Annotated in this window: 17 protein-coding genes and 3 pseudogenes; 8 read left to right on the top strand and 12 right to left on the bottom strand. The window is 69.6% G+C overall.

The genetic code is table 11. The annotated features are described in order from the left end of the window. The first annotated feature begins 787 nt into the window (after window positions 1-787). From AB0398_RS33615 to AB0398_RS33600, 4 genes are all read left to right on the top strand, one after another. Complete coding sequence (locus tag AB0398_RS33615) at window positions 788-4066, top strand: DUF6603 domain-containing protein (RefSeq protein ID WP_366379463.1); 3279 nt, start codon at window positions 788-790, stop codon at window positions 4064-4066. 6 nt (window positions 4067-4072) lie between these two features. Continuing rightward, window positions 4073-6301 carry a hypothetical protein gene (locus AB0398_RS33610; RefSeq protein WP_366379462.1) on the top strand — a complete coding sequence of 743 codons (2229 nt, stop codon included), beginning with the start codon at window positions 4073-4075 and terminating at the stop codon, window positions 6299-6301. Beyond that, on the top strand, window positions 6301-9942 hold the full coding sequence (locus AB0398_RS33605; RefSeq protein ID WP_366379461.1) for a hypothetical protein: 3642 nt from the start codon (window positions 6301-6303) through the stop codon (window positions 9940-9942). The genes AB0398_RS33610 and AB0398_RS33605 overlap by 1 nt, the downstream gene beginning before the upstream one ends. A gap of 98 nt (window positions 9943-10040) precedes the next feature. Further along, window positions 10041-11477 carry a hypothetical protein gene (locus AB0398_RS33600; protein WP_366379466.1) on the top strand — a complete coding sequence of 479 codons (1437 nt, stop codon included), beginning with the start codon at window positions 10041-10043 and terminating at the stop codon, window positions 11475-11477. 38 nt (window positions 11478-11515) lie between these two features. Here AB0398_RS33600 and AB0398_RS33595 read toward each other — a convergent pair. Next, window positions 11516-11611 (bottom strand): annotated as a pseudogene (locus AB0398_RS33595) (IS5/IS1182 family transposase); the annotation flags it as partial. Here AB0398_RS33595 and AB0398_RS33590 point away from each other — a divergent pair. Beyond that, window positions 11565-12062, top strand: a complete 498-nt coding sequence (locus AB0398_RS33590; protein ID WP_366379465.1) for a hypothetical protein — start codon at window positions 11565-11567, stop codon at window positions 12060-12062. The pseudogene AB0398_RS33595 and the gene AB0398_RS33590 sit on opposite strands and share 47 nt — an antisense overlap. On the opposite strand, the pseudogene AB0398_RS33585 reads toward AB0398_RS33590, so the two are convergent. The 3 genes and pseudogenes from AB0398_RS33585 to AB0398_RS33575 form a co-directional block, all read right to left on the bottom strand. Then, window positions 12009-12410: pseudogene (locus AB0398_RS33585) on the bottom strand (recombinase family protein); the annotation flags it as partial. The gene AB0398_RS33590 and the pseudogene AB0398_RS33585 overlap by 54 nt on opposite strands. 248 nt (window positions 12411-12658) lie before the next feature. Next, window positions 12659-13093, bottom strand: coding sequence for a chromate resistance protein ChrB domain-containing protein (locus tag AB0398_RS33580; RefSeq protein WP_366379460.1), 435 nt, complete (start codon window positions 13091-13093; stop codon window positions 12659-12661). Next, window positions 13090-13581 carry a Chromate resistance protein ChrB gene (locus tag AB0398_RS33575; protein ID WP_366379459.1) on the bottom strand — a complete coding sequence of 164 codons (492 nt, stop codon included), beginning with the start codon at window positions 13579-13581 and terminating at the stop codon, window positions 13090-13092. The genes AB0398_RS33580 and AB0398_RS33575 overlap by 4 nt, the downstream gene beginning before the upstream one ends. 209 nt (window positions 13582-13790) lie before the next feature. On the opposite strand from AB0398_RS33575, the gene chrA reads away from it, so the two are divergent. Then, the gene (chrA, locus tag AB0398_RS33570; RefSeq protein ID WP_366379458.1) at window positions 13791-15200 is read left to right on the top strand and encodes a chromate efflux transporter; all 1410 of its coding nucleotides are present in this window, start codon (window positions 13791-13793) and stop codon (window positions 15198-15200) included. Window positions 15201-15382: 182 nt separating this feature from the next. Here the strand turns inward: chrA and AB0398_RS33565 are convergent, their stop codons facing one another. From AB0398_RS33565 to AB0398_RS33555, 3 genes and pseudogenes are all read right to left on the bottom strand, one after another. Beyond that, complete coding sequence (locus tag AB0398_RS33565) at window positions 15383-16099, bottom strand: nitroreductase family protein (protein WP_366379457.1); 717 nt, start codon at window positions 16097-16099, stop codon at window positions 15383-15385. A gap of 573 nt (window positions 16100-16672) precedes the next feature. Continuing rightward, a complete protein-coding gene (locus tag AB0398_RS33560; RefSeq protein ID WP_366379456.1) occupies window positions 16673-17059 on the bottom strand; it encodes a DedA family protein in 387 nt (128 codons plus the stop codon). After that, window positions 17056-17259, bottom strand: a pseudogene (locus tag AB0398_RS33555) (translation initiation factor IF-2); the annotation flags it as partial. The pseudogene AB0398_RS33555 and the gene AB0398_RS33560, both read right to left, overlap by 4 nt. Before the next feature lie 758 nt (window positions 17260-18017). Between AB0398_RS33555 and AB0398_RS33550 the strand changes: the two are divergent. Continuing rightward, window positions 18018-18809, top strand: coding sequence for a recombinase family protein (locus AB0398_RS33550; protein WP_366379455.1), 792 nt, complete (start codon window positions 18018-18020; stop codon window positions 18807-18809). A 174-nt stretch (window positions 18810-18983) separates the two neighbouring features. Here AB0398_RS33550 and AB0398_RS33545 read toward each other — a convergent pair whose 3' ends face one another. From AB0398_RS33545 to AB0398_RS33535, 3 genes are all read right to left on the bottom strand, one after another. Continuing rightward, window positions 18984-19364: a DUF2267 domain-containing protein gene (locus tag AB0398_RS33545; RefSeq protein ID WP_366379464.1), complete on the bottom strand. Its 381-nt coding sequence runs from the start codon at window positions 19362-19364 to the stop codon at window positions 18984-18986. 116 nt (window positions 19365-19480) lie between these two features. Continuing rightward, window positions 19481-19876 carry a DUF2267 domain-containing protein gene (locus AB0398_RS33540; RefSeq protein WP_366379454.1) on the bottom strand — a complete coding sequence of 132 codons (396 nt, stop codon included), beginning with the start codon at window positions 19874-19876 and terminating at the stop codon, window positions 19481-19483. Between the two features lie 102 nt (window positions 19877-19978). Beyond that, window positions 19979-20410: an Hsp20/alpha crystallin family protein gene (locus AB0398_RS33535; RefSeq protein ID WP_366379453.1), complete on the bottom strand. Its 432-nt coding sequence runs from the start codon at window positions 20408-20410 to the stop codon at window positions 19979-19981. 127 nt (window positions 20411-20537) lie between these two features. Between AB0398_RS33535 and AB0398_RS33530 the strand changes: the two genes are divergently transcribed. Continuing rightward, window positions 20538-21170, top strand: a complete 633-nt coding sequence (locus AB0398_RS33530) for a type III effector protein (protein WP_366379452.1) — start codon at window positions 20538-20540, stop codon at window positions 21168-21170. A 429-nt stretch (window positions 21171-21599) separates the two neighbouring features. On the opposite strand, the gene AB0398_RS33525 is transcribed toward AB0398_RS33530, so the two are convergent. Both AB0398_RS33525 and AB0398_RS33520 read right to left on the bottom strand, forming a co-directional pair. After that, window positions 21600-22408 (bottom strand): IS5 family transposase gene (locus tag AB0398_RS33525; RefSeq protein ID WP_366379451.1). Its coding sequence is split into 2 segments (ribosomal slippage): window positions 21600-22069 and window positions 22069-22408, totalling 810 coding nucleotides; the frame shifts between segments, so codons are not numbered across the junction. A 321-nt stretch (window positions 22409-22729) separates the two neighbouring features. Next, a complete protein-coding gene (locus AB0398_RS33520; protein WP_366379450.1) occupies window positions 22730-22909 on the bottom strand; it encodes a DUF6480 family protein in 180 nt (59 codons plus the stop codon). Window positions 22910-23956 lie beyond the last annotated feature (1047 nt).

Below are 23956 nucleotides of genomic sequence, written 5' to 3'. Positions count from 1 at the left end.
ACTCGGTCTCCGCCAGATTCAGTACCGAAGCGACGTCATCGACGGCTGCCTTACCGCGACCGGCCTCACACTCACGACATCACGCCTATAACCTCAGTAACGGGCATCGAGCACCTGGAGTTTGACCTGCAGCAGCACCCCGACGGAGGTTCCAGAACGTCGACCCCGCCCACCACCTGCGCGGCACCGTCGTCTACCTGCTGGAACAGCGTCATGCCGACTGCGCCCTGTCGGCCAAGGGCAACCAGGCGGCCGCGCTCGCCTGGGTCCACGCAGCTCTGCCACCCGCAGCCCCCGAAGCGGAGGAGCACGTCCAAACCGAGCATTCCCGGTCGGATCATCCGCTCGTCGGTCTGGACCGCCCCGCTACCTGATCAACTGACTTTGACGCTGCGCTGGGGGCACATGGCCGAATTCCGCGATTCGGCTATTCATTCGAGACGGCGGATGGCGAAGTGGAGCGGGCTGCGGGTGGCGGGCTCGGTCATCTACAAATGCGCATACCGAATCGATTCTCCGAACGGCCCTTCGATCAGGTGTCCGCTTTCGGCGGCCCGTAAAATACCTGAATCCCCGCACATAAAAGTGCGTTTGGCGGGCGAGAGGTGATCATTTCCAGGTGCCTGGTCGGTATTTTCCAGACGTTATGGCCGGATGAGTGTGCCACACGCACGTTCCGTATTGATGTTTCCGCGCCCCCACGCCTACTTTATTTTCCGTAACGGTACAGGGGCCCCGTATTTCCGCGGGCGCCTCACCCAACCGTGTCCACAGGCGGGAATCACCCATGGCGCTGACGGTCGACGAACTGGTTGCACTGTTCCCGGCGGGGGGTGCCGGTACGTTCGAGCTCGACACCGGGCGGCTCGGGCTGAGCGGCGAGGCCGAGTCCCTGGAGCATCTGCCCAGCGGCGTTCTGACCCTCACTGAGGCGACTGCCGACAGCGCTGCTCTGACAGTGACCGGCAAAGTCACTTTGGCCGGTGAGGAGATGCCGGCCAGTGCCCGGTTCTTCGCCACCGGCACGGCGGTCGACGCGCTGCTCTTCGAGGCGAGCCCGGCGACCTGGCTGCTCCAGACCGCCGTTGCCCGCGTCGACCTGTCCGGGCTGTCCGGCGGCCGGTCACTGCGGGTCCTGCTGGCCGTCGGACAGGCCGCGGCCTCGGCGGGACGGTGCCCCGGCACCGGGCCCTGGGTGGGGTTCCAGCTCGGCGGGGCGGTCGCCGACCCGCTGGAGTTCCGCGCCGGACTGCACAAGGAGTCCATCGGCACGGCCCAGCCCCTCGACGGACCGCCGCTGCTGATCACTCCGCTGCTCGAAGCCCTCGGCGAGTACGACGTCGAGCTTCCCGGACCGCTGGTCGACTGGTTGGAGCGGGTACAGTTGCACCAGCACCCGATGGGCAAGATGGACAACCTGATGGTCACCGCCGAAGCGCCGGTGGACCACGGCACCGGCGCGAACCCGGTGGAACTGCTGGTGCTGCGGACCACAGCGCTCGGCCGCACCGGCCAGGACGGCAAACCCAAGGCCACCACCGTCGCCATGGTCCGGGCCCGCACGGACTGGGACGGTTCCGGGCTGCCGGTGGTCGGGCCCATGATCGGCAACGGACTGCTGTCCCTGCCCGCGCTCCAGATCATGTACGTCTCCGAGAATCTCAGCGCCGAGGACGTAATCAAGATCAACCGGGTCATCACGGAGTACAACCTCGGCCCGCTCCAGCAGTTGCCGATGGTGAACGAGGCGGCAGGGGTCCCGCTGGGCAAGAACGTGAGTGCGGCGGTCCACCTCGCGGTCATGGGCAATCCGACCCCGGCACTGGTGATCACCGTCCCGCCGAAGTTCGGACCGGCTCCGGAAAGCCCGGACAAGCCGAAACTCGAATACGAGTTCGTCATCGGCAAGCAGTTCGGGCCGGTCTACCTCTCGTCGATCGTATTCCGCTACGATTTCAAAAAAGGTCTGCTGATCGAGCTCCAGGGCCAGGTCACGATCGGTTCTCTCACCTGGCAGGTCGCCGGACTCGGCTTCTACGTCGGCATGAGCGGCGGCTTCCCGCTGCTTCCCTTCCTGCACGGCATGAACATCGAAGCCACCGCCGCCGACGGGCTCATCGGCCTCAAGGGCGGCCTGCTCAACAAGACACCCGACGACCCCACCCTCGACTTCGAACTCGCCGGACTGATCCTCGTCCAGGCGATGGCGGTCGAACTCGGCGCCCAGGCCGTGTGGGCACGCAGCGTCGAAGGCTGGCACTCAGTCTTCATCTACGGCGAGATCTCCCTCCTCGGCGGCGCCTCGGTCTTCGGCCCGCCACCCTTCACCGTCACCGGCTTCTCCGCCGGATTCGGGATCAACAGCTCCTTCAAGAAGGCCCCCACCGGCACCGAGATCGCCGAATTCCCCCTGGTGGCACGGCTGGATGCGGCCCAAGCCCTGCCCGGCCTGCCGGCCCCGACGCCGTACACCCCCGAGGACGCGCTCAAGGCCCTCACCGGACCCACCGGCTGGATCCGTCCCACCGAGGGCCAGTACTGGATCGCCGCCGGAGTGAAGTTCACCAGCTTCGGCTTCATCGAGACCAAGGCCCTCGCCGTCATCGAACTCGGTGACTGCGTCAAGGCCATGCTGCTCGGCCGTACCTCCGTCAGCCTGCCGCGCACCCTCAACCCGAATGCCCGGGCCATTGCCAGGGTGAATATTGGCCTGAGTCTCGGTTTCAGCTCCGCCGAACACTGTCTGTCCATGGACGTGGCTCTGCTGCCCGGCAGCTATGTGCTCGATCCGTCGATCGAACTGACCGGTGGCATCGCCGTCTATATCTGGACCGGCGGAAGCCGCGCCGGTGACTTCGCCATCAGCCTCGGCGGCTACCACCCCGACTACAACGTCCCCGCCCACTACCCCCGGCCGAAGCGCCTCGGGTTCGTGTGGTCCCCGGCCAGCGACATCACCGTGCGGGCCGAGGCTTACGCCGCGATCACGCCCGCCGCGTTCATGTTCGGTGGCCGCCTGGCCGCCGTCTACGACAAGGGCGTCTTCTCCGCGTGGTTCACCGCGCACCTCGACGTGCTGGTCCAGTGGAAACCCTTCTACCTCGACGTCCGGCTCGGCATCAGCATCGGCGTCGCGGCCACCATCAAGGTCTGGTTCGTCCGGGTCCGCATCTCCGTCGAGGTCGGCATCGACCTCCACCTGTGGCTGCCGCCCTTCGGGGGCCGGGCCACCGTCAAACTCTGGTTCATCTCCTTCAGCTTCGGCTTCGGCTCCTCCCGTGACAACACCCCCACCGTGGACTGGCCCGAGTTCCGCACCCAGATCCCCGCACCCGCCCGGGTCATCCCCAACGAGGGCCTGCTCGCCGACGCCGACCAGGGCGAGATCGCCCGGCGCGCGGCCGCCAAGGAACCGACCCTCGTCTCCTCGGCCGGATTCACATTCACCACCGAAGCCGGCATCCCCGCCTCGCACCTCTACATCAACGACCGGCTGATCAAGCAGTCCGACGAGGGGAGCATCGACATCCGCCCCATGCGGAAGACCGGTGTCACTTCCGCCCACCGGGTCACCATTACCAAGGACGGCACGACCTTCCACCCCACCGACCATCACTGGGTGGTCAAGCCAGTCACCGGCACGGTCGCCCCCGGCCTGTGGGGCAAGCCCCTGGCCAAACCCGGAGATGCGCTCGGCGGCGACCAGCTGCTCGAAAACCGCCTCACCGGACTGAGGATCACCCTCCCCAAGCCGGACTACGGCACCGACACCGGGCCCGTCACCTCAAAGGCGCTCTCGTACGAAGGACTCCCGGACGGTCGCATGCCCCTGCGCGTGTCCGCCCCCGCCGGGCCCGAGCCGCGGGCCGACGACCAAAGCGTCCGGACCATCGTCGACACCGTCGCCGCCGACACCGTCAAGGACCGCCGCACCGCCGTGCTCAGCACCCTCGCCCGGCTCGGCGCGGGACCCGGCGCCGACACCGACAGTCCGCTCACCGGCTACGCCGCACTCGCCGGCCGCAGCCTGACCACCCCGCCCCTGACCACCACCGCGACGAGGTGACCGGCCGTGACCGCTGAACCGGATCTGCGCATCCACTTCCTCGACCACCTGATCCCGCGTGCCACCCCCGGCGACTACCGGGTCGTGGTCAAGAACACCCTCAGCGACTCCGACGGCGACCTGGACGCCGAGGACAAGCTGCTCCCGTCCGAGGAGACCTTCGAGATCAAGGCCGTCCGCTTCGTACTCGGCGAAGCGTCCGTCCACGCCTACTACCCGCCGCGCGAGAGCACCGGCGCCTACACCAGGACCCTGCCGCACATCACCCTGAGCCGGTCGATCCTGCCCTGGGAACGCAACCTCGCCGGAACCCTCGCCGAGCAGCCCCCGGCACGCCCGCCCTGGCTCGCCCTGCTCGTCTTCGGCGAGAACGAACTGCCCGACGACCCCGCCGCATCCGGGGACACCGTGCTGCGCACCGTCGAGGAGCTGCGGAACCCCGCCGAGGCGGGGGTCAAGGGCCCGGACCTGCCGTCCGGCGGCGTCGACGAGGCTGAGGCCCGAAGCAAGTGCCGGACCATCGACGTCCCGGCGGACCTCTTCAACGCGGTCGCTCCGCGCGACGACGAGATGTACTACCTCGCCCACGTCCGCAAAGTAGTCGACGCGAACAAGACCCGGGCCGACGGCGAAGTCCTCGAAGAAGGGGAGTACGCGGTCGTCAACGCCAACCGCTTCCCCCGCCACCCCGGTAACTACGCCGTCCATCTCGTCTCCCTCGAAGGCTTCGAGGGCCGCCTGTCCGGCACCCTGCCCGGCGGCACGACGGCCGTCCGCCTGTGCTCGCTGCACAGCTGGAGCTTCACCAGCAGCGAAGGGCCCGCCGCCGACCCCGGAGCGCTGCTGGAGAACCTCGTCGCCCCCGGCGCCGAGGACCCCGAAGAACTCGCCCTGCGCCTGCCGGTGACCGCACCGGTCACCGACGACCCCGAGGACGACTACGTCCGCGACCGCCTCGCACGTGGCTACACCGCCGTCCCGCAGCTGACCCTCTCCGGCGAACGCACCTTCGCCTGGTACCGGGGCCCGGCCACTCCGGTCACCGCTTTCGACGTGCCCACTGAGCACAGCCCCGGCCCGCACACCACCTCCGACCACGCACTCGTCTACGAGCCCGTGCACGGGATCTTCGACGTCAGCTATGCCGTCGCCTGGACGCTGGGTCGGACCATCGGCCTGGCCGACCCCGAATACACCACCGCCGTCGGCCGGGCCCGCCGCGAACTCGCCAACCGGGCGACGACGCTGATGGCGCTGGCCGCGGACCCGGCGCGCGCCTCGGTCGACCCGGATGCCCCGCCCGCCCTCGGCGCGCTGCGCGAACTCGCCTCCGCAGGGTTCCGCGAGCGGCTCAGCACCGGGCTCAAGAGCCCCCAGCTCCCGGATGACGGAGGACGCAGGACACCGCGGCCGAGAGTGACACGTACACAGTCGAGGTCCGTCCTCGCGGAAGAACGCGCCGTCTCCCTGCTGCGGACCACCGCGGAACGCAACGCCGAGGCCATTGCCGCCTGGCAGGCCCGCCTCGGCCTGCTCCAAGGCGTGCCGTTCCACCACCTCGTCCCCGACCCTCGCATGCTGCCCCTGGAATCCCTGCGGATGTTCCGCCTCGACCAGGGCTGGCTGGACGCGCTTGTCGCCGGAGCCGCCGACGTCGGTGTGCACACCTCCGTCGACAGCCGCCTCGCCCCCGAACTCAACCGGGCCACCACCCGGTCGGGCAGTGCGAAGCGGGCCGCCGGCGGGCTGCTCATCCACTCCGAACTCATCCCCGCCTGGCCTGACATCAAGGTCAACGCCTACCTCGAGGACGGAACCGTCCTCACCGAACTGCGTCGCGCCAAACCGGACAAGAGGATCCTGCTCGTCCTTTGGGACGGCGTCCCCGACAAGGTCGTCATCCGCGAACCGGGGCAGGGCATCCACTACGGCATCGACGCCGGGAACCGCCTCGGCCTGCGCAGCCTGGCCGCCGACCCGCCGATCGGCACCCCGTTGGAGACCTACTACCCGGCCACCGGCAGCCTCTTCGACCTCCACCTGCGCTCCGACCCGGACGCCGGACCCGCGGTGCTTCAGATGTTCGGCACCGGCGGCCTGGTGCCCGCCCTGGCCCAGGAGTTCGGCCTCACCGATCTTGACCCCGGACAACTGGCCCTGGAACTCGTCAACGCCCCGCTGGAACAGGAAATCCTCAGCCCCACCGGCACCGCTGCCCGGACGGAGACCGCCTGATGAGCGCCACGGACCTGATCGTCCCCGTCAAGGTGAACGCCCTTGTCGTCAACCGGCTGACCCGCACCACCGAGACCTTCAACCGGTGGACACCGAACTTCGACGCCATGATCGAGGAAGGCGCGGGCGCGGAACCGCCCCCCAGCGTCGGCACCGAAAGCATGGGCCCGGACAGCGAAGGCGTCTATGTCCAATGGCAGCTGCCTGAGGCGCTGGCCAACGGGCACTACGACCAGACGACGGGTGAGACGACCTTCCCCTTCGTCCCCAACCGGTGGCTGGTCGTGCGCTACAGCACCACAGAGGCGGCGGCGGACCGAAAGGCCGTCGGGTGGATCGTGCAGAGCGACTACCTGGAGAGCCGCCCGGTCCAGGACGCCGACGGCAACGACCTCTACGGCACCAACAAGCACCCGAACCCCGATTCACCGGAGGGCGCTCCGCTGGAGCTGACCTTCCTCGGCCGCCGCCACGACCTCACCCAGGCGCCGTGGACCGAACCACCCGCCCAGAAGCCGCACCTGACCGCGGCCGGGCCCGGACTGCCCGGCTTCGCGGCATACCAGCCTTACAACAAAGACGTGTTCTCCATCCACGACACCCTTGAGGACCTCAAAGGCGACCTGGACAACTACCCGCCCGACGCGACGCTGAGCTACTTCGTCGTCGGCTGGTACAGCGACGACGCGCTCGACTACCTCAACCACGCCGCGTCCGTGCCCGGCCTGCTCCCTCCGGACACGACCAAAACGGCCGACCTCCTCGAAGCCCTCGGCTGGGAAACCCCCGAAGGCACCGCCGCCGACGCCCTGGACCGCACCCTCTACAGCGGCACCGCGCTGGGAGTCGACTGGCAGCGCGAAGGCGCCACCCACGAGTCCGACAAACCGAGCAACATCGAACTCAGCAAGATCCTCACGCTGGGCAGCAGCAGCGCCGAAGCCCTCGGCCGACTGGCCGCCCGCCAGACCCGGTCCGCGCGCACCGGGGACCTCGTACGCTCCCTCTTCCACGGCACCCTCGAAACACTCGACACCGCCGACGGCGAAGAGGACCTCGACGCCCTCACCCATCACTCCTGGTTCTCCGGCTCCGCCGGTGGCCACACCTGGAAGGTGACCGCGCGCCCCGTCGAAGGCGACGACGAGCTGCCGCCCCCACCACCGGAACCCGGATGGCTGACCGAACTCAACGAGGTCCAAAGGCAATACGACGACCTCACGCCCAGGCTGCGCCGCTCTCAGCAGCGCCTGTGGAACATCTGGTGGCTGCGTAACAAGCCGGTGCCCCCGTTCACCCCTGAGCACCCCGCGGGCTTCGACGCCGCGGCCGACGCCCAGCTCGACGAGAACGACGAGACGAGCCTGGCCGGGCGGACCAAGGCCCTGCTGGACGAACAGTTCGTGTGGGCGAGGCAACTGCCCACCGGAGGAACCCCGGAGGAACTCGCGGCCGATATCAGGAAGTACGCGACGGAGCGCGGACTCGACCCGCGCTACCAGCTGGAGCGCACCGCCCGCGAGTCCTACTACCGCCCCGCCGACCCGGTCGTGCTCATCAAGGACACCGGTGCCAAGGATCCCCTCACCCGGGACACCCCGCTGCCCTGCCGCCTTCCCGAGGCCCTGATCACCCGGATCACCGTCGGCGGCACGACCTACGACCGGCCCACCACTCCGCCCAGCCCGGGACTGGCCGGTCTTCCCGATGCCTGCGCCCCGCTGCTCGCCGAGTTCGCCCTCCTGGACCAGGTGGCCCGGGTGCCCGGCGCTCTCGACGCGGCTCTCAAGGACCCCGCCGCCGTCACCGGGCCCGTCCCCGAGTACACCGCGCCGTGGCGGCAGCCCTGGCTGCCCATGCACCTCGAATACGAGCTGAAGTACTGCCCCACGCCCTTCCAGGCCGGCGACACCACCTACTGGGCCTTCAACGGCAGCCGCTACGAATGGTCCGGCCGGGGAGCCCAGCCCGGCGGCGGCGAAGCCGACCTGCGCTGGCTCACCTTCAAGAGCCGGGCGTTCCTGACCCCGAGCGCGCCGTTCGTCCTGCAGAAGCAGATCGACCGCTACCTCGACACCTACTCCGGCGCTCCCACCGAAGGCCTGCTCGCCCTGCGCGAGGAACTCGGCGACCCGGGAATGCTCTCCCAGCGCCTCGACGGCTTCCACGACTGGCTCGTCCAGCAGGACGGCGCCGCCAGGACCACCGTGCACGTACCCGAGGCCGTCGCCAGGCTCGTCGGCGACATCCAGAGCGTCCCGGAAGGCGGCCCGCTCGAGCCGCCCGCCGACGACCCCGGAACACCGTTCCAGCCGGTCCGGGCCGGCCAGTTCACCTTTCACGACCTGCGCATCGTCGACCGCTTCGGGCGTACCTACGACATCGTCAACAGCGGCAACTACGAACAGGTCTCCCTCACCCTCGCGGAGAGCGTTGCCCCTGACAGCGTCCTGCACGAGGACCTCATCGGCACGGCCCGCTTCGTCCAGCTCGGCCCGCGTCTCCTCCAGGGCGCCCGCGTGCGGCTGGAGACCGTACGCGCCGTGGACGGACAGCGGCTCTCGCCGATGGCACGCGCGGCCACGACGGAAAACCCCCTGGCCGGCTGGCTGCTGCTCAACCATCTCGACCAGACCCTCGTCGTCCACGGACCCGACGGCGTCTGTCTCGGCGAACTCCGCGTCGTCAAGGACATCGACGGCACGGACGACAGCGTGTGGCTACCGCTCCCCGGCTCGCCCCATCCCGACGTCGACGCCCGGGAATTCGAGGACGCCATGCCGCACCTGGCCCGGTTCGTCCGCACCCTGAAGGACAAACCCGCCGCCGCACTCACCGGTCTGCTCGACACCATCGACCAGACCCTCGACACCATCCTCGACGACGCGGCCCAGGAGGACGGCTCTGCGCTGCGGCTCATCGGCCGTCCGCTCGCACTGGTGCGCGCCGATCTGGGCGTCGAGCTCGAAGGACCGCTGCTGAGCAACCCGAGCTGGGACCAGGTCCTTGGAGAGTCGCAGGAGGAGTACGACGGCTACCGCTGGCCGGTGCGCCTCGGCAACGAGAAACGGCTCGGCGACGGCCTCATCGGATACTTCGCCGGGGCGACCGGACCTGACCAGGAGACCTCGTACGAGCTCTTCCACGCGGTCATGCCGAAGGGCGGCGGGGGCTATCTGACCCCGATCGACAAAGGCCACGGCCTGGCCGTGCCCGCGCGCACCCCGGACCAGCCGGTGAAGCACCACCTGACGCTGCTGATGGATCCGTACGCGGCGGTGCATGCCACCACGGACATCCTCCCGGTGACCAAGGTCCAGCTGCCCGACGACCTGGTGTCCGAGGCGATGCGGCGGATCCGGGCGTCCTTCCGGCTCGGCCCGCTGCTCGCGGCCGAGCGGGTCCACAAGGCCGAGGAAGCCCGGCGGGCGCGGGCGGGGGAGGAGCCGACGGAGGCAGGTGTGGTGCTGCCGCAGCCCGCGTCGTGGCACGGAGCGTGGAGTTGGGCCGAGCCGCGCGGGTCGGAGACCGAGTGGGTGGAGCTGCCGATCGTTCCGGCTGATTCCGCGGCGCACTTCGGGGATCCGCAGGCGGAGGCCCGGTATGGATACCTGCTGCTCGACGCGACCGAGACGTCCTGAACCTCCTTTTACAGAAAGGCTGTTGCATGAGCGTCGTCATGGTGAACGCCACCAACCTGCTGCCGTACGAACCGTCGACCGACCCGAAGCCGTTGCGGGTGAGCTCCGCCGAGGAAACCGAATACGGCTCCGTCAACATCAATGTCGGCGGCGGCATCACTACGTCGGCCTGGTGCAACAAAATCACCGTCCGGGTGCCGGTCGGCGCGGGAGCCGAGCACCTCACCACCGAAGGCGCCGGCATCAAGACCGGTGCCAGCACCGGCTGGACGCCGTCCGCCCCCACCGTCTCCGGCGGCTTCGCGGTCATCACCTTCACCCCGACCCGCGCGGTGCAGTTCACCGGGCAGATCATCACCCTCACCCTGTCCAACATCGCAGTCAACCGCACGGCGGGTCAGGTCTCCATCGCGATCGTCGAGAGTTCGTCAAGGACGAACGGGAGCTTCACCGACAAGGACGCCGCGGTCGAGGTGGACAAGTTCCCGGCCGGGTTCGTGTTCCGGAACTTCGCGCCCGAAAAGATCATGGTGGAGAACGGTGAGGTCGCCGTGCTCCGCTGGGAGGGCTCGGACGCGAAGTACACGATGCACTGGGGCGACACCCCCGCCGGAGTCTCCCTCGACAAGGAACGTGTCTGGTCCACCCCGCGCGGTCTGACCACCGTCACCGGCTTCATGCTCCGCGCCGAAGTCACAGCCGGCGGCGTCACCCTCACCCACACCCTGACCACGGCGGTCACCGTACGCATCCCTGACCTCGTCGTCAGGAACCTCACCGTCCAGGGCCCGGCCACATTCGCCGACAGCGTCAGCCTCACCAACACCGGCAAGGACCTGACGGTCGCCGGATCGGCGCGCGGCGCGGGCAGCAACCCGCTGCGGATCAGCCAGCCCGCGGGCCTGAAGGTCGACGCGGCCCTGAACGTCACCGGGGCGAGTACGTTCGCCGACAGCGTCAGCCTGACCAACGCCGCCAAGGACCTGACGGTCGCCGGATCGGTGCGCGGCGCGGGCGGCAACCCGCTGCGGATCAGCCAGCCCGCGGGCCTGAAGGTCGACGCGGCCCTGAACGTCACCGGGGCGAGCACCTTCAACAACAGCATCACGACCATCGGCGACGTCACCGTCGGTGGCACGCTCACCGCCAACGGCAACCTCAACGCCGTCGGGACAGGGACCGTCCGAATCGCCGACCTCCGCGGCCCGTACGGCGAACCGCTCAAAATCAACAGCCACGTCAACGTCTTGCCCGGCAACAACGTCACCATCACTGACAATCTCACCGTCGGCGGCAAGCGGGCTATCCGCGCCGGTGACCGCATCAAGCTGGAGGTCAACAGCCACAACAAGGAGCTTTACCTCTACTGTGAGACCGGTAACAGGGACAACGTCTACGGGGGCAGTAGGAACTACTCCAACGCCACCTGGCGAGTTCATTACTACGACTCCCTCAGCAGCGTGAACGATGCTGCGGACGGCCAAGGAACCATCGCTGAACCCAACGGAGGCGACATCCGCTCGGCGGATGACTGACTGAGCGTTTCGCCCTGTGAGGTGTGTTTGATCCCGGGTCAGGTTCCGCGCCAGTTGGGGGTGGCTTCGCCGGTGAGGCGGCGGGCCATGAGGTCGATCATCGCGAAGTGGGCCATGGGCTGGCAGCGGGCGGGGCACGGCGGGGACGGTGCTGACGCGCAGGGTGTAGCCCTGGCCGCGGCGTACGGTCATCCCCTGGTCGAGCGCGGCGCGCTCGGCGGGCTCCAGCTCGGTGGTGCGGAGGTAGTCGGCGACCTTGCCCGGCATGTCGAGGGTGACCGGCAGCTCCGGGGCGGGCGCGTCCTCCTCGATGGCGGTGTGCTCGGGAAGGAGGTCGGCGACGGCGGTGCGGATCGCGCCGCGGCTGACCCGGTGGTCGCGGGCGAGGGCGGCGATGGAGCGGCCTTCGAGGTACGCGGTGCGTACCTCGTCGGTCTTCGCGGCCGCCACCGCGGGGCGGCGCCCGCCCTTGGTGCCCTTGGCCTCGGCGGCACGCAGTCCGTCGTAGGTCAGCTCGCGCTGGAGGTCGCGCTGGAGGTCGTCGGCGGCGGCGAGGGTCTGGACGAGGAACTTGACCGTGGCTAGTAGTTCGCCGGTGCGCTCGTGCCGGGCGGTGAGGTCCATCGCGGAGAATGCCCCGTCGTGGATCTTCAGGTACACCCCCCGATCGTGGAGGACGTCGAGCACATCGAGGATGTGCTGGGTGCCGCGCACGAGACGGAACATCTCGGAGATGTGGATGGTGTCGCCAGTGCGGGCGTACTCCAGCAGGGCGGCGAACTTGGGGCGCTTGAGGGGGTGAAGACGGCTGGAGGTGCCGACCTCTTCCACGAACTCCTTGGGGTCTTCGATCCCGGCCTCGGCGAGCACGAGGTTCTGCCGGGCTGTCGGCTGCTCGTCGGTCGAGTCCCGCTTGTGGACGAGGTTGGCCATACGGCCGACCGTATGTGTCGTTAAACCCTGTCGGCAATCGGTATTGATCCGCATTGGATGATCATCCGCCCAATGCCCCGTCCTGCCCGAGTTCATCGAGCGGGTGGACCGAACTGCCATCAGGGGATCGTTTGCCGACAGGCGGGGCACTGTCTGATCCAGCCGTCCGGGTTCGCTGGGGTGGAGACGGGGCTGTCCGGCGGGGAAAGGCTCCGAGTGCTCCGCCGCCTTGCTTGCCTTCCCGGTTCTCAGGCGGGTTCGCGGCCCAGGGAAGTGGCGCGCCGGTAGTACTCGTAGAGGCCGTCGAAGACGGGGTTGGCGATGCTCATGGTGTGGGTGTCGTCGCCGGTCATGGACAGGCCCCGCAGGACGACGTCGAGGCCGGGTGCTTCGGGGGCGTGGAAGCGTTCGTCGTCGATGTCGGCTTCGTGGACGATGTCGGCGATCCGGCGCAGTGCGGGGTCGTCGGTGAGGTGGTGGACGCGCAGGATGGTCTCGAAGCTGCAGTCGCCGTGGTGGTGGCCGAGTTCGGCTCCGCGCATGTCGAAGGGGGTGGCGTCGGCGGGGACGTGGGCGGGGTCGGTGACGAAGACGAACTCGGCGTCCGAGTCGATGAAGCGGCGGATCAGCCAGGCGCAGGCGGCGCGGTCGATGTGGATGCCGGCGCGGGTGGCCCACTTCATGGGGTGCTCTCTTCCGTGGTGTTGGCGGGGTGCAGGGCGTTGACGGCCTGCTCGGCGGTGTCCCGGTCGGGTGGGGGGAAGTAGTCGCGGCGCTGGATCCGCCGAAGTTCGGCGCGCAGCCTGGTCAGCGCACGCCGCCGTTCGGCGTCGTGTGCCTGCCGGGCGGCTTCGGCCTCGGAGTGCACCTGCTGGTACTCGGCGGCGCGGGCCTGCGTCATCGTGTCGATGAGCTGCTGTTCGTCGCCGGAGGCGGTCGGGTGGGCGATCCACACGGTGGCGGTGCCAGCGGAGTCGGTGACCTCTTCGGCGATCCACTCCAGTTGCTCGCGGGTGCGGGGGTCGGCGGGCAGCGCGACGAGTCCGTCGCTGATCTGGGCGACGCCCAGGCGCTTGAGCTTGCGCCACACGGTGATCCGCGGGGTGGAGGGCTCCCGGGGTAGCCGGTAGGAGAGCAGCACCCACTGCCGCTCGGTGCCCGGCCCGCTCACGCGAAGAGTCCCGGGGCCCTGGTCGCGTCCGGCGGCTGCAATGAGCTGTTCATGTCCATCCCCCGAGAACCGCCTTCCTCCGAACCGAACTCTGATGTAACCATGGTTACACAGCAGTGGGCGGGGTGGGTGGCGCGGTCGCGCACACCCAGGCCGTCCGAACCCCGGCCGCCTCGTACGGCCTGATCAGGACGGAAAGGGGAGTGCCGGTGACCGCCACCGACCAGCCGCCCAGCCCCCGGGCCCGAGCCGACCGCGGCGCCGCCACGGGCGAGGTGATCCCGCTGCGGCAGGCGACCCGCGCCTGGTTCGCGATCTCCTGGCAGACCTTCGGCGGTCCCGCCGGACAGATCGCCGTGATGCAGCGGGCCCTGGTGGAGGAGAAGCGCTGGATCGGCCAGCAGCGGTTCAACCACGCCCTGTCCTACTGCATGCTCCTGCCCGGCCCCGAGGCCCAGCAGCTCGCCATCTACACCGGCTGGCTCCTCAACGGCACCCGCGGAGGCCTGATCGCCGGCACCCTCTTCGTCCTGCCCGGCGTCCTCGCCCTGCTCGCCCTATCCGCCCTCTACGTGGCCTTCGGCTCGACCGCCGCCGTCACCGGCGTCTTCGCGGGGCTGGCCCCCGCGGTGGTCGCGATCGTCGCCCAAGCCGTCGCCCGGGTCGCACAGCGCTCCCTGACCCACCCGCTGCTCATCGCCCTGGCGGCGGCCTCGTTCGCGGCGCTGGCCCTGTTCTCGGTGCCCTTCCCCGCGGTCATCGCAGCCGCCGCCCTGGCCGGCTGGCTGATCGGCCGCTACAAGCCCGACGCGCTCAAGCCCCCGAACGGCCACGGGAAGGACGGCGGAGCGCCGCCGCTGATCCCCGACGACGCGCTCCACCACGAGCAGCCCGGCCGCCGCCGCACCTGGCGCATCCTTGCTCTCGGCCTCGTGTTGTGGGCCGTCCCCGTGGCCGCGGTCGCCGTCCTGACCGGCACGCAAAGCGTGTTCACCAGGCAGGGCGTCTTCTTCTCCGGTACCGCGCTGGTCACCTTCGGCGGCGCCTACGCGGTCTTGGCCTATGTCGCCCAGCAGGCCGTGCAGACCTACGGCTGGCTCACGCCGAAGGAGATGGTCAGCGGTCTGGCCCTGGCCGAGACCACCCCGGGACCGCTGATCATGGTGGTGCAGTTCGTCGCGTTCCTCGGCGCCTACCGCGATCCCGGCACCCTCGACCCCTGGGCCGCGGCCCTGCTCGGCGCACTGCTGACCACCTGGGTCACCTTCGTGCCCTGCTTCCTGTTCATCTTCCTCGGTGCCCCCTACATCGAGCGCCTGCGCGGCAACCGGCGCATCTCGGCGGCTCTGGCCGGCATCACCGCCGCGGTCGTCGGCGTCATCGCCGATCTCGCCCTCTACTTCGCCGAACACGCCCTCTTCACAGACGTGGACGAGAAGGTCTTCGAGCCGGTGACCCTCGCGCTGCCGGACCCGGGCACGCTGCGGCCCACTGCCCTCGCGATCACCGTGATCGCGGCGCTGCTGATCTTCAAAATCCGGTGGAGCGTCCTGCGCGCCCTCGGCATCTGCGCGGCCCTCGGGCTGGGCGCCGCCCTGGCCGGGCTCCCCGGCATCTGAGCCGCCGAGGCGTTTCACCGAACCCCAGCAGCTGGGTGGATCACTGGGCTAGACAGCCATGATCGTTCTCACCGGTAACCGCTGTACCGATGTTCCCGAGGCCGGCTTCCCGCACAGCGGGGGGCGCCGCCCCTCGTGCCCTGGGGCTTCCTCGCAGGTGGAATCGCATACTCCCTTCAGGCCTACCAGCCGTTGAGGTGCACGACCTCAGAGACCGGGCGGCGGCGCACGGGGCCGAAGTTGCCCATCGGCCAGCCGACCGGTATCACGGCGAAGGTGCGCATGTCCTCGGGGATGCCGAGGGCCTCCTTCCATTCCTCCTCCAGCATCAGGTGCCAGATGGTGATGTTCGCGGCGAGACCGAGGCCGCGGGCGGCGAGCAGCAGGTTCTGCACCCCGGGGTAGACACAGGAACCTTCCGCGAGAGCCATGAAGCGCTCCTGCGTGTCTACCATGCGCTGGGTCGCGGCCGGGCCCAGGGCCTGCGCGGAAGCGAGATAGCCCTCTTCGGTCACCTGCGGTGCGGGGAACTGGTAGCAGGGGACGACCAGGACGGGGGTGTCGGCGAAATGGTCACGCTGGTGCTCGATCGCGGCGACCATGCGACCGTAGGCCGCCTCGTCCATCCCTTCCGGGGCCAGCGCGCCCGTGGTGGCGAGGTACGCGTCGACGCAGCGCTTCCACAAGGGGGCGAGACGGGTCATGACGTCCCGGTCGGTGACCACGACGTACTTGAAGCGCTGCATGTTGCCGCCGCTCGGACCCCATACGGCGGCCTGGACGAGCCGCTCGACGAGTTCCTCGGGGACCGGTTCGGGCTTGATGCGGCGCATGGCGCGCATGGTGGACATAGTGCCGAAAAGGCGGGGGTCGGTGTCCGCACCGATGGGATCGATCATGATCGCGGAGTGTAGGGGCCGCCCTCCCACAGGTCGAGGGGGCTGACGAAGGACGCCGTAGTCGCCTGCGGTGGTATTCAGCAGGAGCTGCCCACGTCCGACAGGAGGGTGTCCCCCACCGCCGGCCGGCTTTCGAAGTCCGCAGCCGATGTCATGGTTCGGCGGAACAGACCTGTCCTCCAGGGGCACGTTCGCCTTTCGGCTCGCTCGAACCAGCGCGAGCCCGGCGTGACGCCGCGCTTCAGGCTCGCGTCTTGGAGGTTCGGAGCGGGTACTCGTGGCTGGTGACGGGGGTGGCGACGTCCGCCGTGTGGGGCGGGACGACGAGAGGGGCCCTTGAAGCTTCGCGGGTGCGGGTGCGACACCGGAGGGTGATGCCGATCAATGCGGCTGCGGCTATCAGGAACGCGGTTACGGCGAGGACGGGGGCGCCGTAGGCGATGAGCCGGCGGAGCCAGTCGGCTGCCGCGTATCCGGCTGTGGATTCGACGCCGTCCCACAAGGGTGCGGCAATCAAGCTGTATGGAGCGATGCTGCGGTAGGGCAGACGGGTTGCCCCTGCCAGGTGGGGGATCAAGGTGCGTATGACATCAAGGTGCGTATGACGGGGACGAAGCGGGCCGGGAGGACGGCTTGTCCTCCGCAGCGGGCCATGAGCGTCTGGGCACGTTGCCAAGCGGCGGCCGGGATGCGCCGTCCGAGGCGCCCGGTGCGCAGGCGGCTTCCGAGCAGCCGGCCGGTGCGATGGCCGAGGGCGTCTCCGGCCACGACTGCGCTCGAGGCGGTGACGAGGGCGAGGTTCAGGTCGACGGTACGGGCCAGGGCGCCGGAGGCCGGCAGCAGGGTCAGCGTGGGGATGAACGCGCCGACGAGCAGCACGGACTCGGCCGGCACGGCGACCAGGATCCCGTAGGAGACCGGGCGGGGAACGTGACCGAGGAAAGCGGTCGGCGTGTTCACCGTGACACCCCGGCCGTGACGCCCAGCGATGCCGGGGTGGGCGCACGAGCGGGGCGGCGGAGCTGCCAGACGTCGGCCGGGGGCAGGTTTCCTCACACGGTCCAGCGGCCGACGGCGTACCGGCTCTGGTAGCCGGCGAGGACCTCCTCGACACCGCGGTGGCGGCGTAGCGAGGCACCGGAGGACGTCAGGGCCCGCGCGCTGAGGCTCCTGCTGGAGGACGCCGGCGCCCAACTCCTGGGAGTGGGCGGTGCTGCCGGGCCCCTCGCCGCCTCCCGCGCAGTCCTGAAGCGGGCCGGGGTGCGATGAGCAACCCGACCCGGCATGTCCCATGGACATGGCCGGCCTATACCCGCCCGCCCGAAGCCGCCGACGACGCCTCTTCACGGCCTGAGGGGGGAACGGCACGGGCCAGGGGGCCGGGGCGCCGTGCAAAGCGGCGGCCAGTTCACGCGCCCGCCGCTCGCTGTCCACATCGTGCAGCACGAAGTGGACAGGGCCCGTGTAGGAGTCGGGACGGACCTGACCGGTGCCAATCAGCCGGCCGATGGCCTTCAGTCGCCGAAGCTCGCCAGCAAAAGCGACGCAACACGAACTCTCATGAACGGTCCTTTGCGCGAGCAAGATCAGAAATCGGCCGCCGGACCCCGTTCGGCACCCGATCGGTTCTCGGAACCCGTTCTCACTCAAAAGAGAGGAAGCCCCCTTATGAGACTTGCATTGTGCGAAAATTCGGGCCCATAGCGGACACTCAGCAGCCCTCGCCAACCGACCGGTCGGACGCCGACGACGTCGAACAGCACGCCTGTCCGAAGTGTGACGCGCAGCCCGGCTCGCCGTGCCGCTCGTGCGGCGGCGCGGTCGCCTCCGCCTGCCACACCCGCCGCTTCACCATGGTGCCCCGGCTGAAGAAGGCACTACGGGTGCCGACCCCGGCCGACCGCGGACCGGGCCAGCCGTGGCGGCCGGGCACCCGCCGCCGGCGCCGATCGACCCGTACCTGCCGAGCGCGGACATCCGCATCGGCTACGCCCGCTACTCGACCCTCGGGCAGGAACTCGACTCCCAACTCGACGCGCTCAGCAAGCACGGCATCCCGAGGGACAAGATCTTCAGCGAGAAGATCAGCACCCGCGTCCGCGTACGGCCCAAGTTCGAGGAAGCGCTGCGGACCGCGCGGGAGGTCAAGGCGCACGCTCCGCACTGCCGAGTCATCTTCACCGTGTACGAGATGAAGCGCCTCGGCCGCGACGCTGCCGAACTCACCGCGCTAGCCGACCACCTCACCGCCCACGGCCTGGTCCTGGAGATGCTCGCCGGACCCCTGCCGGGCACCTACGACCCCACCGGCCCCGGCAAGCTGCTGTTCGTGTTCTTCGCCGCGATGGCGGAGACCGAGCGGGAGAACATCCGCGAGTCGACCCTGGAGGGGCTCGACACCGCGGCCCGCAAGGGCAAGCACGGCGGCCGCCCCCCGGTCATCACCGACGACATGCTCCACACCGTGCTCCGGCGCCGGGCGCTCGGCGAGTCCGTCGAGCAGATCCAGCCCGACCTGTTCATCCCCGCCGGTAAGCGCAAGGGACAGAACCCCTCGGTGGCCGGCGTCTACCGGGCGCTCGCCGAACACGCCAAGCGCGAGGCATACCCCGAAGCCGTTGAGGCAGCCCACGCCGACTTCGCCGCCCTCCAGGCGGCCGGCGAACTCCCCGGGCCCCGCCTTGCTCTCCCTGACCGAGCGTCGCTCTGATTACAGAGAGCTACTTGACACTTCGCTGTAGCTTCGGGAGAACAGGGCGACGATTCGACCGGGTCGAGCCCGGCGCCTGGAGCTAGCGCATCCCGGCCCGTACGGGCCGAAGCCGACACCTGCTGAACCACACTAGCGGGCGGATCGCCCCTGGCGCTTGAGGGACGCGACCCTTTACGCGGCCGGAGTGAGTTCGGCTCGGCCGAACAGCAGGGCCCAGCCGGTGGGGAGCCGGTGCAGGACGCGGGTGATCAGGTCGGGGCCGGCGCAGGTGGAGACGGCCGTCAAGACGGAACCGGTGTCCCAGCGGGTGGTGGCCGGGGAGGCGCCCGACCGTGTGGCGAGGTCCTTGACGAACGCCCAGCCGGTCAGCAGCTGGACATCGGGGACCTGGGCCGTCAGGATGCGGGCGGCTTCCAGGGGCAGGCGGGCGGCCAGGTCGACGCGTTCCTCGCCGGTCAGCTGGCGTCCCAGCCCTGCCAGGACAAGGCGGACTGCTTCCTCAGCCCTCTCGCGGGTGGGGTAGGCGCCTTCGTAGCGGACCTTCTCCAGCATCCGCTCGTACGCCGTCCCGTCCGGCTGCTGGAGTTCGAGCGGTGCGTGGGCGTAGGTGATCACTGTGGTGCATGCCTTTCGTGGATCGCAGGAGGGGAAGGCCTTGGGGATGCCGGTCAGGCGGGGTGGAAGCGGCCGAAGAGGAGGTCGTAGCCCGCGGGCAGCTGGAACAGGATCTGCCCCAGCAGGTCCTCCCCGGCCGCGTCGGCGACGGTGGACAGCACGGCGCTGACGTCCCAGGTCGCGGTCTGCTCGGTGGCGCCCTCGATCCAGGCCGCGGTCGCCCGCACGAACCGCTCCGGCGGCAGCGGTTCGGCGCTGGTCAGCGGGTTGAGCAGGATCAGGGCGAAGGTTTCCGGCAGGCGTGCCGCGAGCTGGGCGCGAACCTCGCCGACCAGGTGCGCGCCGAGCAGGGTAAGGACCACACGGGCCGCCCGCTCGGCTTCCTCCTCCGTACCGTACTCGCCGCGTTCCCTCACCCGGTCGAGGAACGCTTCACGTCGCAGGGTCATGGTGGCCGCCACCCCTTTCTTTCTCGGACTGCCCGCGAGGGTGCGGAGGGCGGGGCGAGGGGGAGATCGCGTGCCCTTCCCTCCGCACCTGTTCAGCCGGTGTCAGCCGGAGATCTCCTTGCGGTCGGAGCCGACGCCGATGGAGATCTTGCGGGGCTTGGCGCGCTCGGCGATCGGGATGCGCAGGGTGAGCACGCCCGCGTCGTAGTCGGCCTTGATGCGTTCGGTGTCAAGGGTGTCGGCGAGGACGATCTGGCGGGAGAAGGCGCCCAGGGGCCGCTCGGACAGTTCCATCTGTACGTCGTCGGCCTTCGCCACCGGGCGTCGCTCGGCCTTGACGGTGAGCATGTTGCGTTCGACGTCAATGTCGATCGCGTCCGCGGCCACGCCGGGAAGGTCGAAAGCCACCACGTACTCGTCGCCCTCGCGATAGGCGTCCATCGGCATCACCGACGGCTTGGACCAGGTGCCCGGGCCCATCAGCTGCTGCGTCAGCCGGTCCAGCTCGCGGAAGGGGTCAGTGCGCATCAACATCGTGAAAACACCTCCAGCAGGTTCAGGCAGTTGTGCCAATGCGCTGCACTGACACTGTTGTAGCATGTCATCCAATGGATGACAAACGCGATGTCGTCTGTAGGATGACAACGAGAGGGAGATGTCCATGACCGCAGCCGACCAGCTGCCCACGTCCGGCGCCGACGCCCAGAGCCCGGCGTCGTTCCTCGCCGCCGCGGCGGCCCTGAGAGCCATAGACGACGCCCTGCGCGACGCCCGGCACGAGCACCCCGACACCCCCGACACCCCCGCTCCCGGTCCGGAGGCAGCCCTTGCTTCCCTGATGCTGCTGCGGCAGGTACGTGAGCGGCTCGCCGGCTGGGAGACCGGACTGATCGAAACGGCACGGGACGCGGGCGCCAGCTGGGCCGACCTCGCCTCTCCCCTGGGTGTCGCCAGCCGCCAGGCCGCCGAGCGCCGCTACCTGCGCGGCCGCCCCGGCCCGGCCGGGACCACCGGTGAACAGCGCGTGACGGCCACCCGTCAGGCCCGCGCCGCCGACCGCGACACCGCTACCCGGGCCCGCCGCAACGCGGCCGACCTGCGCCGCCTCGCCGGCCAGATCACCGCCCTCGCCGACCTTCCCCCCGCCGCCCGCCGCCCGCTCGGCGAACTCCACGCGGCCCTCGCCCACGACGACCCCGCCGACCTCATCGCTCCCCTCACCGCCGCCCGGCCCCACCTGGAAACCGCCCACCCCGACCTCGCCGCCCGACTCGACGCCCTTACACACCCGTGACCCCGCCCGTCGACCGGCCCTTTGCGAACCCCTGTGGTTCTCTTCACGAGTCGTCGTTCTCATGGGCAGGGCCACCCCTGGCCACGGCGCATGGCCCCATTTCGGGCACAGGGACAGACCCGGATCGCCGGTCGCTTCGAGCGGCACGCGGTGCCCGCGTCGCAGGACCGAGGCCAGCGATCCGGTACGACACGGAGACCGGGAGCCGCGCTCATGGACTCGCCGCCGTGCTGCACGAGGGATGCGCCACCAGACCGATCCGAGCGAGCTCCGCGTCGGGGAGCCGCCGCTGCCGATCTGATCGTTGCTGTACTGCGAGCTGGTCACTCCCGCTGGACCGGGACGCGGCTCGGCTGGGGAACGCAGAAGAAGCAGGTGTAACGGTGCCGGGTCCGCGAGGATGCTCACTCAGCCTGCTAACTGATCGTTTCAGAATGAGGTTCGTAGGCGCCGCAAGCAGATGATGCTGCAGGCGAGTTGGAGCAGGCCGAGGTGGAGGTCGGCGCGTATCTCATAGCGGGTGCGGAGGCGTTTGAACTGGTGGAGCCAGGCGAAGGTGCGTTCCACGACCCACCGCGTCTTGCCCAGACCTGATCCGTGCGGCACGCCTCGGCGGGCGATCATCGGCTTGATGCCGCGGGCTCGGAGGACGCGCCGGTACTTGTCGTAGTCGTAGCCGCGGTCGGCGAACAGCCGGCCCGGCCGGTGCCTGGGTCTCCCACGGACTCCGCGGATGCGGGGGATCGCGTCCAGCAGGAACGTCAGCTGAGTGACGTCATGCCGGTTTCCGCCGGTCAGCGACACGGCGGGGGGCGTTCCGTGCCGGTCGACGATCAGGTGGTGCTTGCTGCCCGGCCGCGCGCGGTCGACCGGCGAAGGTCCGGTGTGAGCCCCCCTTTCAGGGCCCGGATGTGCGAGCCGTCGATCGCGCAGTCGTCCATGTCCAGCAGACCGGCCTTGCGCAGCTCGGCCAGAAGGACTTCGTGCAGGCGGGGCCAGAGTCCGGCCTCGGTCCAGTCCCGCAACCGCCGCCAGGCCGTCACCCCGCTGCAGCCGATCAGCTCGGCGGGCACGTCCCTCCAGCTCACTCTCTTGCGCAGCACGTAAACGATGCCCCGAAAAGCTGCACGGTCATCCACCGGCAGGCGCCCGGGGTACCGATGGCGCCGCGGCGGGCGGGGCGGCAGCAGTGCAGCGATGCGTTCCCACAGGTCATCAGGCACAAGATCATCCGACACCTGCACTACTCTGCCGCCGCCAAGCCCGGCCGCCAACCCCTTGCAGCGAACTCATTCTGAAACGATCAGTAAGCACGTCGAGGTGTCACTTCCCGGACAACGAGCACTACGACCTGCAGTCACAAGAACATCCCAAAACACCAACTACCTAGATCAGATGCTCTCTAAGGCCCTCGTCACACCCCGCGGCAGCACCGGCCGCCGGACCACTTCGGTGAACCTTCCCGGCCCCTTCGCCTGGCGCAGGGCCAGCCCCGGTCGGTCCGTGCGGCCGTGCTGCTGCTGAGGCCCAGGTCGGTATTCCGGAGCTCCCACGGGGAGTCAGAGGTCGATGATCCGGAGTGCGAAGAAGAGCGCAACGGAGAGCGAGCCGAGGAGGATGAGGGACACCCAGATCATGGGATGCTCCCAGATGCCCCCGTCGGGACGCTCGGGATGGGCGGAGGAGATGGAACCCTCGACGGGCGGGGTCTCCTCGGGGGGTACGAGCGGTTCGGCCATGACCTCTCCTCCGATCGGTGAGGCGGATTCGCTGCCGCCTCCACCGTTCCCCGACGAAGAGATGGGTGCCAGTCGCGTCGTTCTTGCGTCGAAACGCGATCGAGAGGCATGCGGCACGTGCCGGGCGCCCGTCACCCCGGGCAGCTCTCGCCGAAGCGTCGTCCCGGCTTCGCGCGATCGGCCCCGCCGCATCCGGGCGTGCGCCGCGATCGGGCCAGCCCGGCGGGCCTCCGCGGGCCACTCATCACCTGCGCCGCTCCTCGGTCGGCGGCTCGGGCGACGTCTCGGTGCGGCCGCCCAGGAGCCTGGTACGGCCTGAGTCGGCGCGTCGCGCCCGCGAACGGCGTCCGGACGGGGTGCCGGTACTCCGGCGTCCTGCCGGGTCGCCGGTAGATCGCGGGACGATGTGGCTGGGAGGCGGGGTCGGGGGCGAAAGTTCCTCGTCACTGATCATCGCGCCGAGGGGGAAGGCACCGATGATCACGGCCACGACGAATCCGACTGACGCCTGGGCCAGTCCCGTCTGCCAGAGGGCGGCGGCGTTCGTGAAGGGCGTGGAGCCCGACGCGCATACGCTCATGCCACGTCCCCGCGGTCGGGAGGGGGCGGGGCCGTCGCGTGCGTAACCCGGCGGTCGTCGTTCCTCCTGTGGTCGGCACCTCAAAAGTGCCGCTTCGAGCACCTCTCGAGCGATATGACCTTCTCGGATGCACCCTGTCATAGTGCGGTCGCGCACAGTTTCCGGGCACCACCCGTAGTGGGCGTAACACCGGACCACGCCCCTTTAACACCGAACCGTGCCCCTTACGGACAACGGAGGAACCAAAGCGCTGTTGGCGGCCGTTCGCGGACGAGGCCGGGTTACACGTCGCCCCCCGTCGCCCGCATCCGGGGAGACCCGCACGCGGAAGAAGGGGAACCACACCACGACGTTTCCGGAGATTCCCTTCCTCATGTCCGATCAGCACGATCCCGCCCCGTACGACGCCCTGCTGCTGCTCTCCTTCGGCGGCCCCGAGGGGCCGGACGACGTGGTCCCGTTCCTGG

It is taken from the genome of Streptomyces sp. NPDC086147 (genome assembly GCF_040702165.1).
Classification (GTDB): Bacteria; Actinomycetota; Actinomycetes; order Streptomycetales; family Streptomycetaceae; genus Streptomyces.
The sequence above is the reverse complement of the archived record's forward strand: the minus strand, read 5'-3'. Positions and strand labels throughout refer to the sequence as shown.

Excerpts from the sequence above, each read along its gene's own strand:
- AB0398_RS33590 (WP_366379465.1), top strand. The coding sequence starts at position 11,565 with ATGAGGTCGATCATCGCGAAGTGGGCCATGGGCTGGCAGCGGGCGGGG.
- AB0398_RS33605 (WP_366379461.1), top strand. The coding sequence starts at position 6,301 with ATGAGCGCCACGGACCTGATCGTCCCCGTCAAGGTGAACGCCCTTGTC.
- AB0398_RS33530 (WP_366379452.1), top strand. The coding sequence starts at position 20,538 with ATGACCGCAGCCGACCAGCTGCCCACGTCCGGCGCCGACGCCCAGAGC.
- AB0398_RS33615 (WP_366379463.1), top strand. The coding sequence starts at position 788 with ATGGCGCTGACGGTCGACGAACTGGTTGCACTGTTCCCGGCGGGGGGT.
- AB0398_RS33580 (WP_366379460.1), bottom strand. The coding sequence starts at position 13,093 with ATGAAGTGGGCCACCCGCGCCGGCATCCACATCGACCGCGCCGCCTGC.
- AB0398_RS33545 (WP_366379464.1), bottom strand. The coding sequence starts at position 19,364 with ATGCTGGAGAAGGTCCGCTACGAAGGCGCCTACCCCACCCGCGAGAGG.
- AB0398_RS33535 (WP_366379453.1), bottom strand. The coding sequence starts at position 20,410 with ATGTTGATGCGCACTGACCCCTTCCGCGAGCTGGACCGGCTGACGCAG.
- AB0398_RS33565 (WP_366379457.1), bottom strand. The coding sequence starts at position 16,099 with ATGATCGATCCCATCGGTGCGGACACCGACCCCCGCCTTTTCGGCACT.
- AB0398_RS33540 (WP_366379454.1), bottom strand. The coding sequence starts at position 19,876 with ATGACCCTGCGACGTGAAGCGTTCCTCGACCGGGTGAGGGAACGCGGC.
- AB0398_RS33520 (WP_366379450.1), bottom strand. The coding sequence starts at position 22,909 with ATGGCCGAACCGCTCGTACCCCCCGAGGAGACCCCGCCCGTCGAGGGT.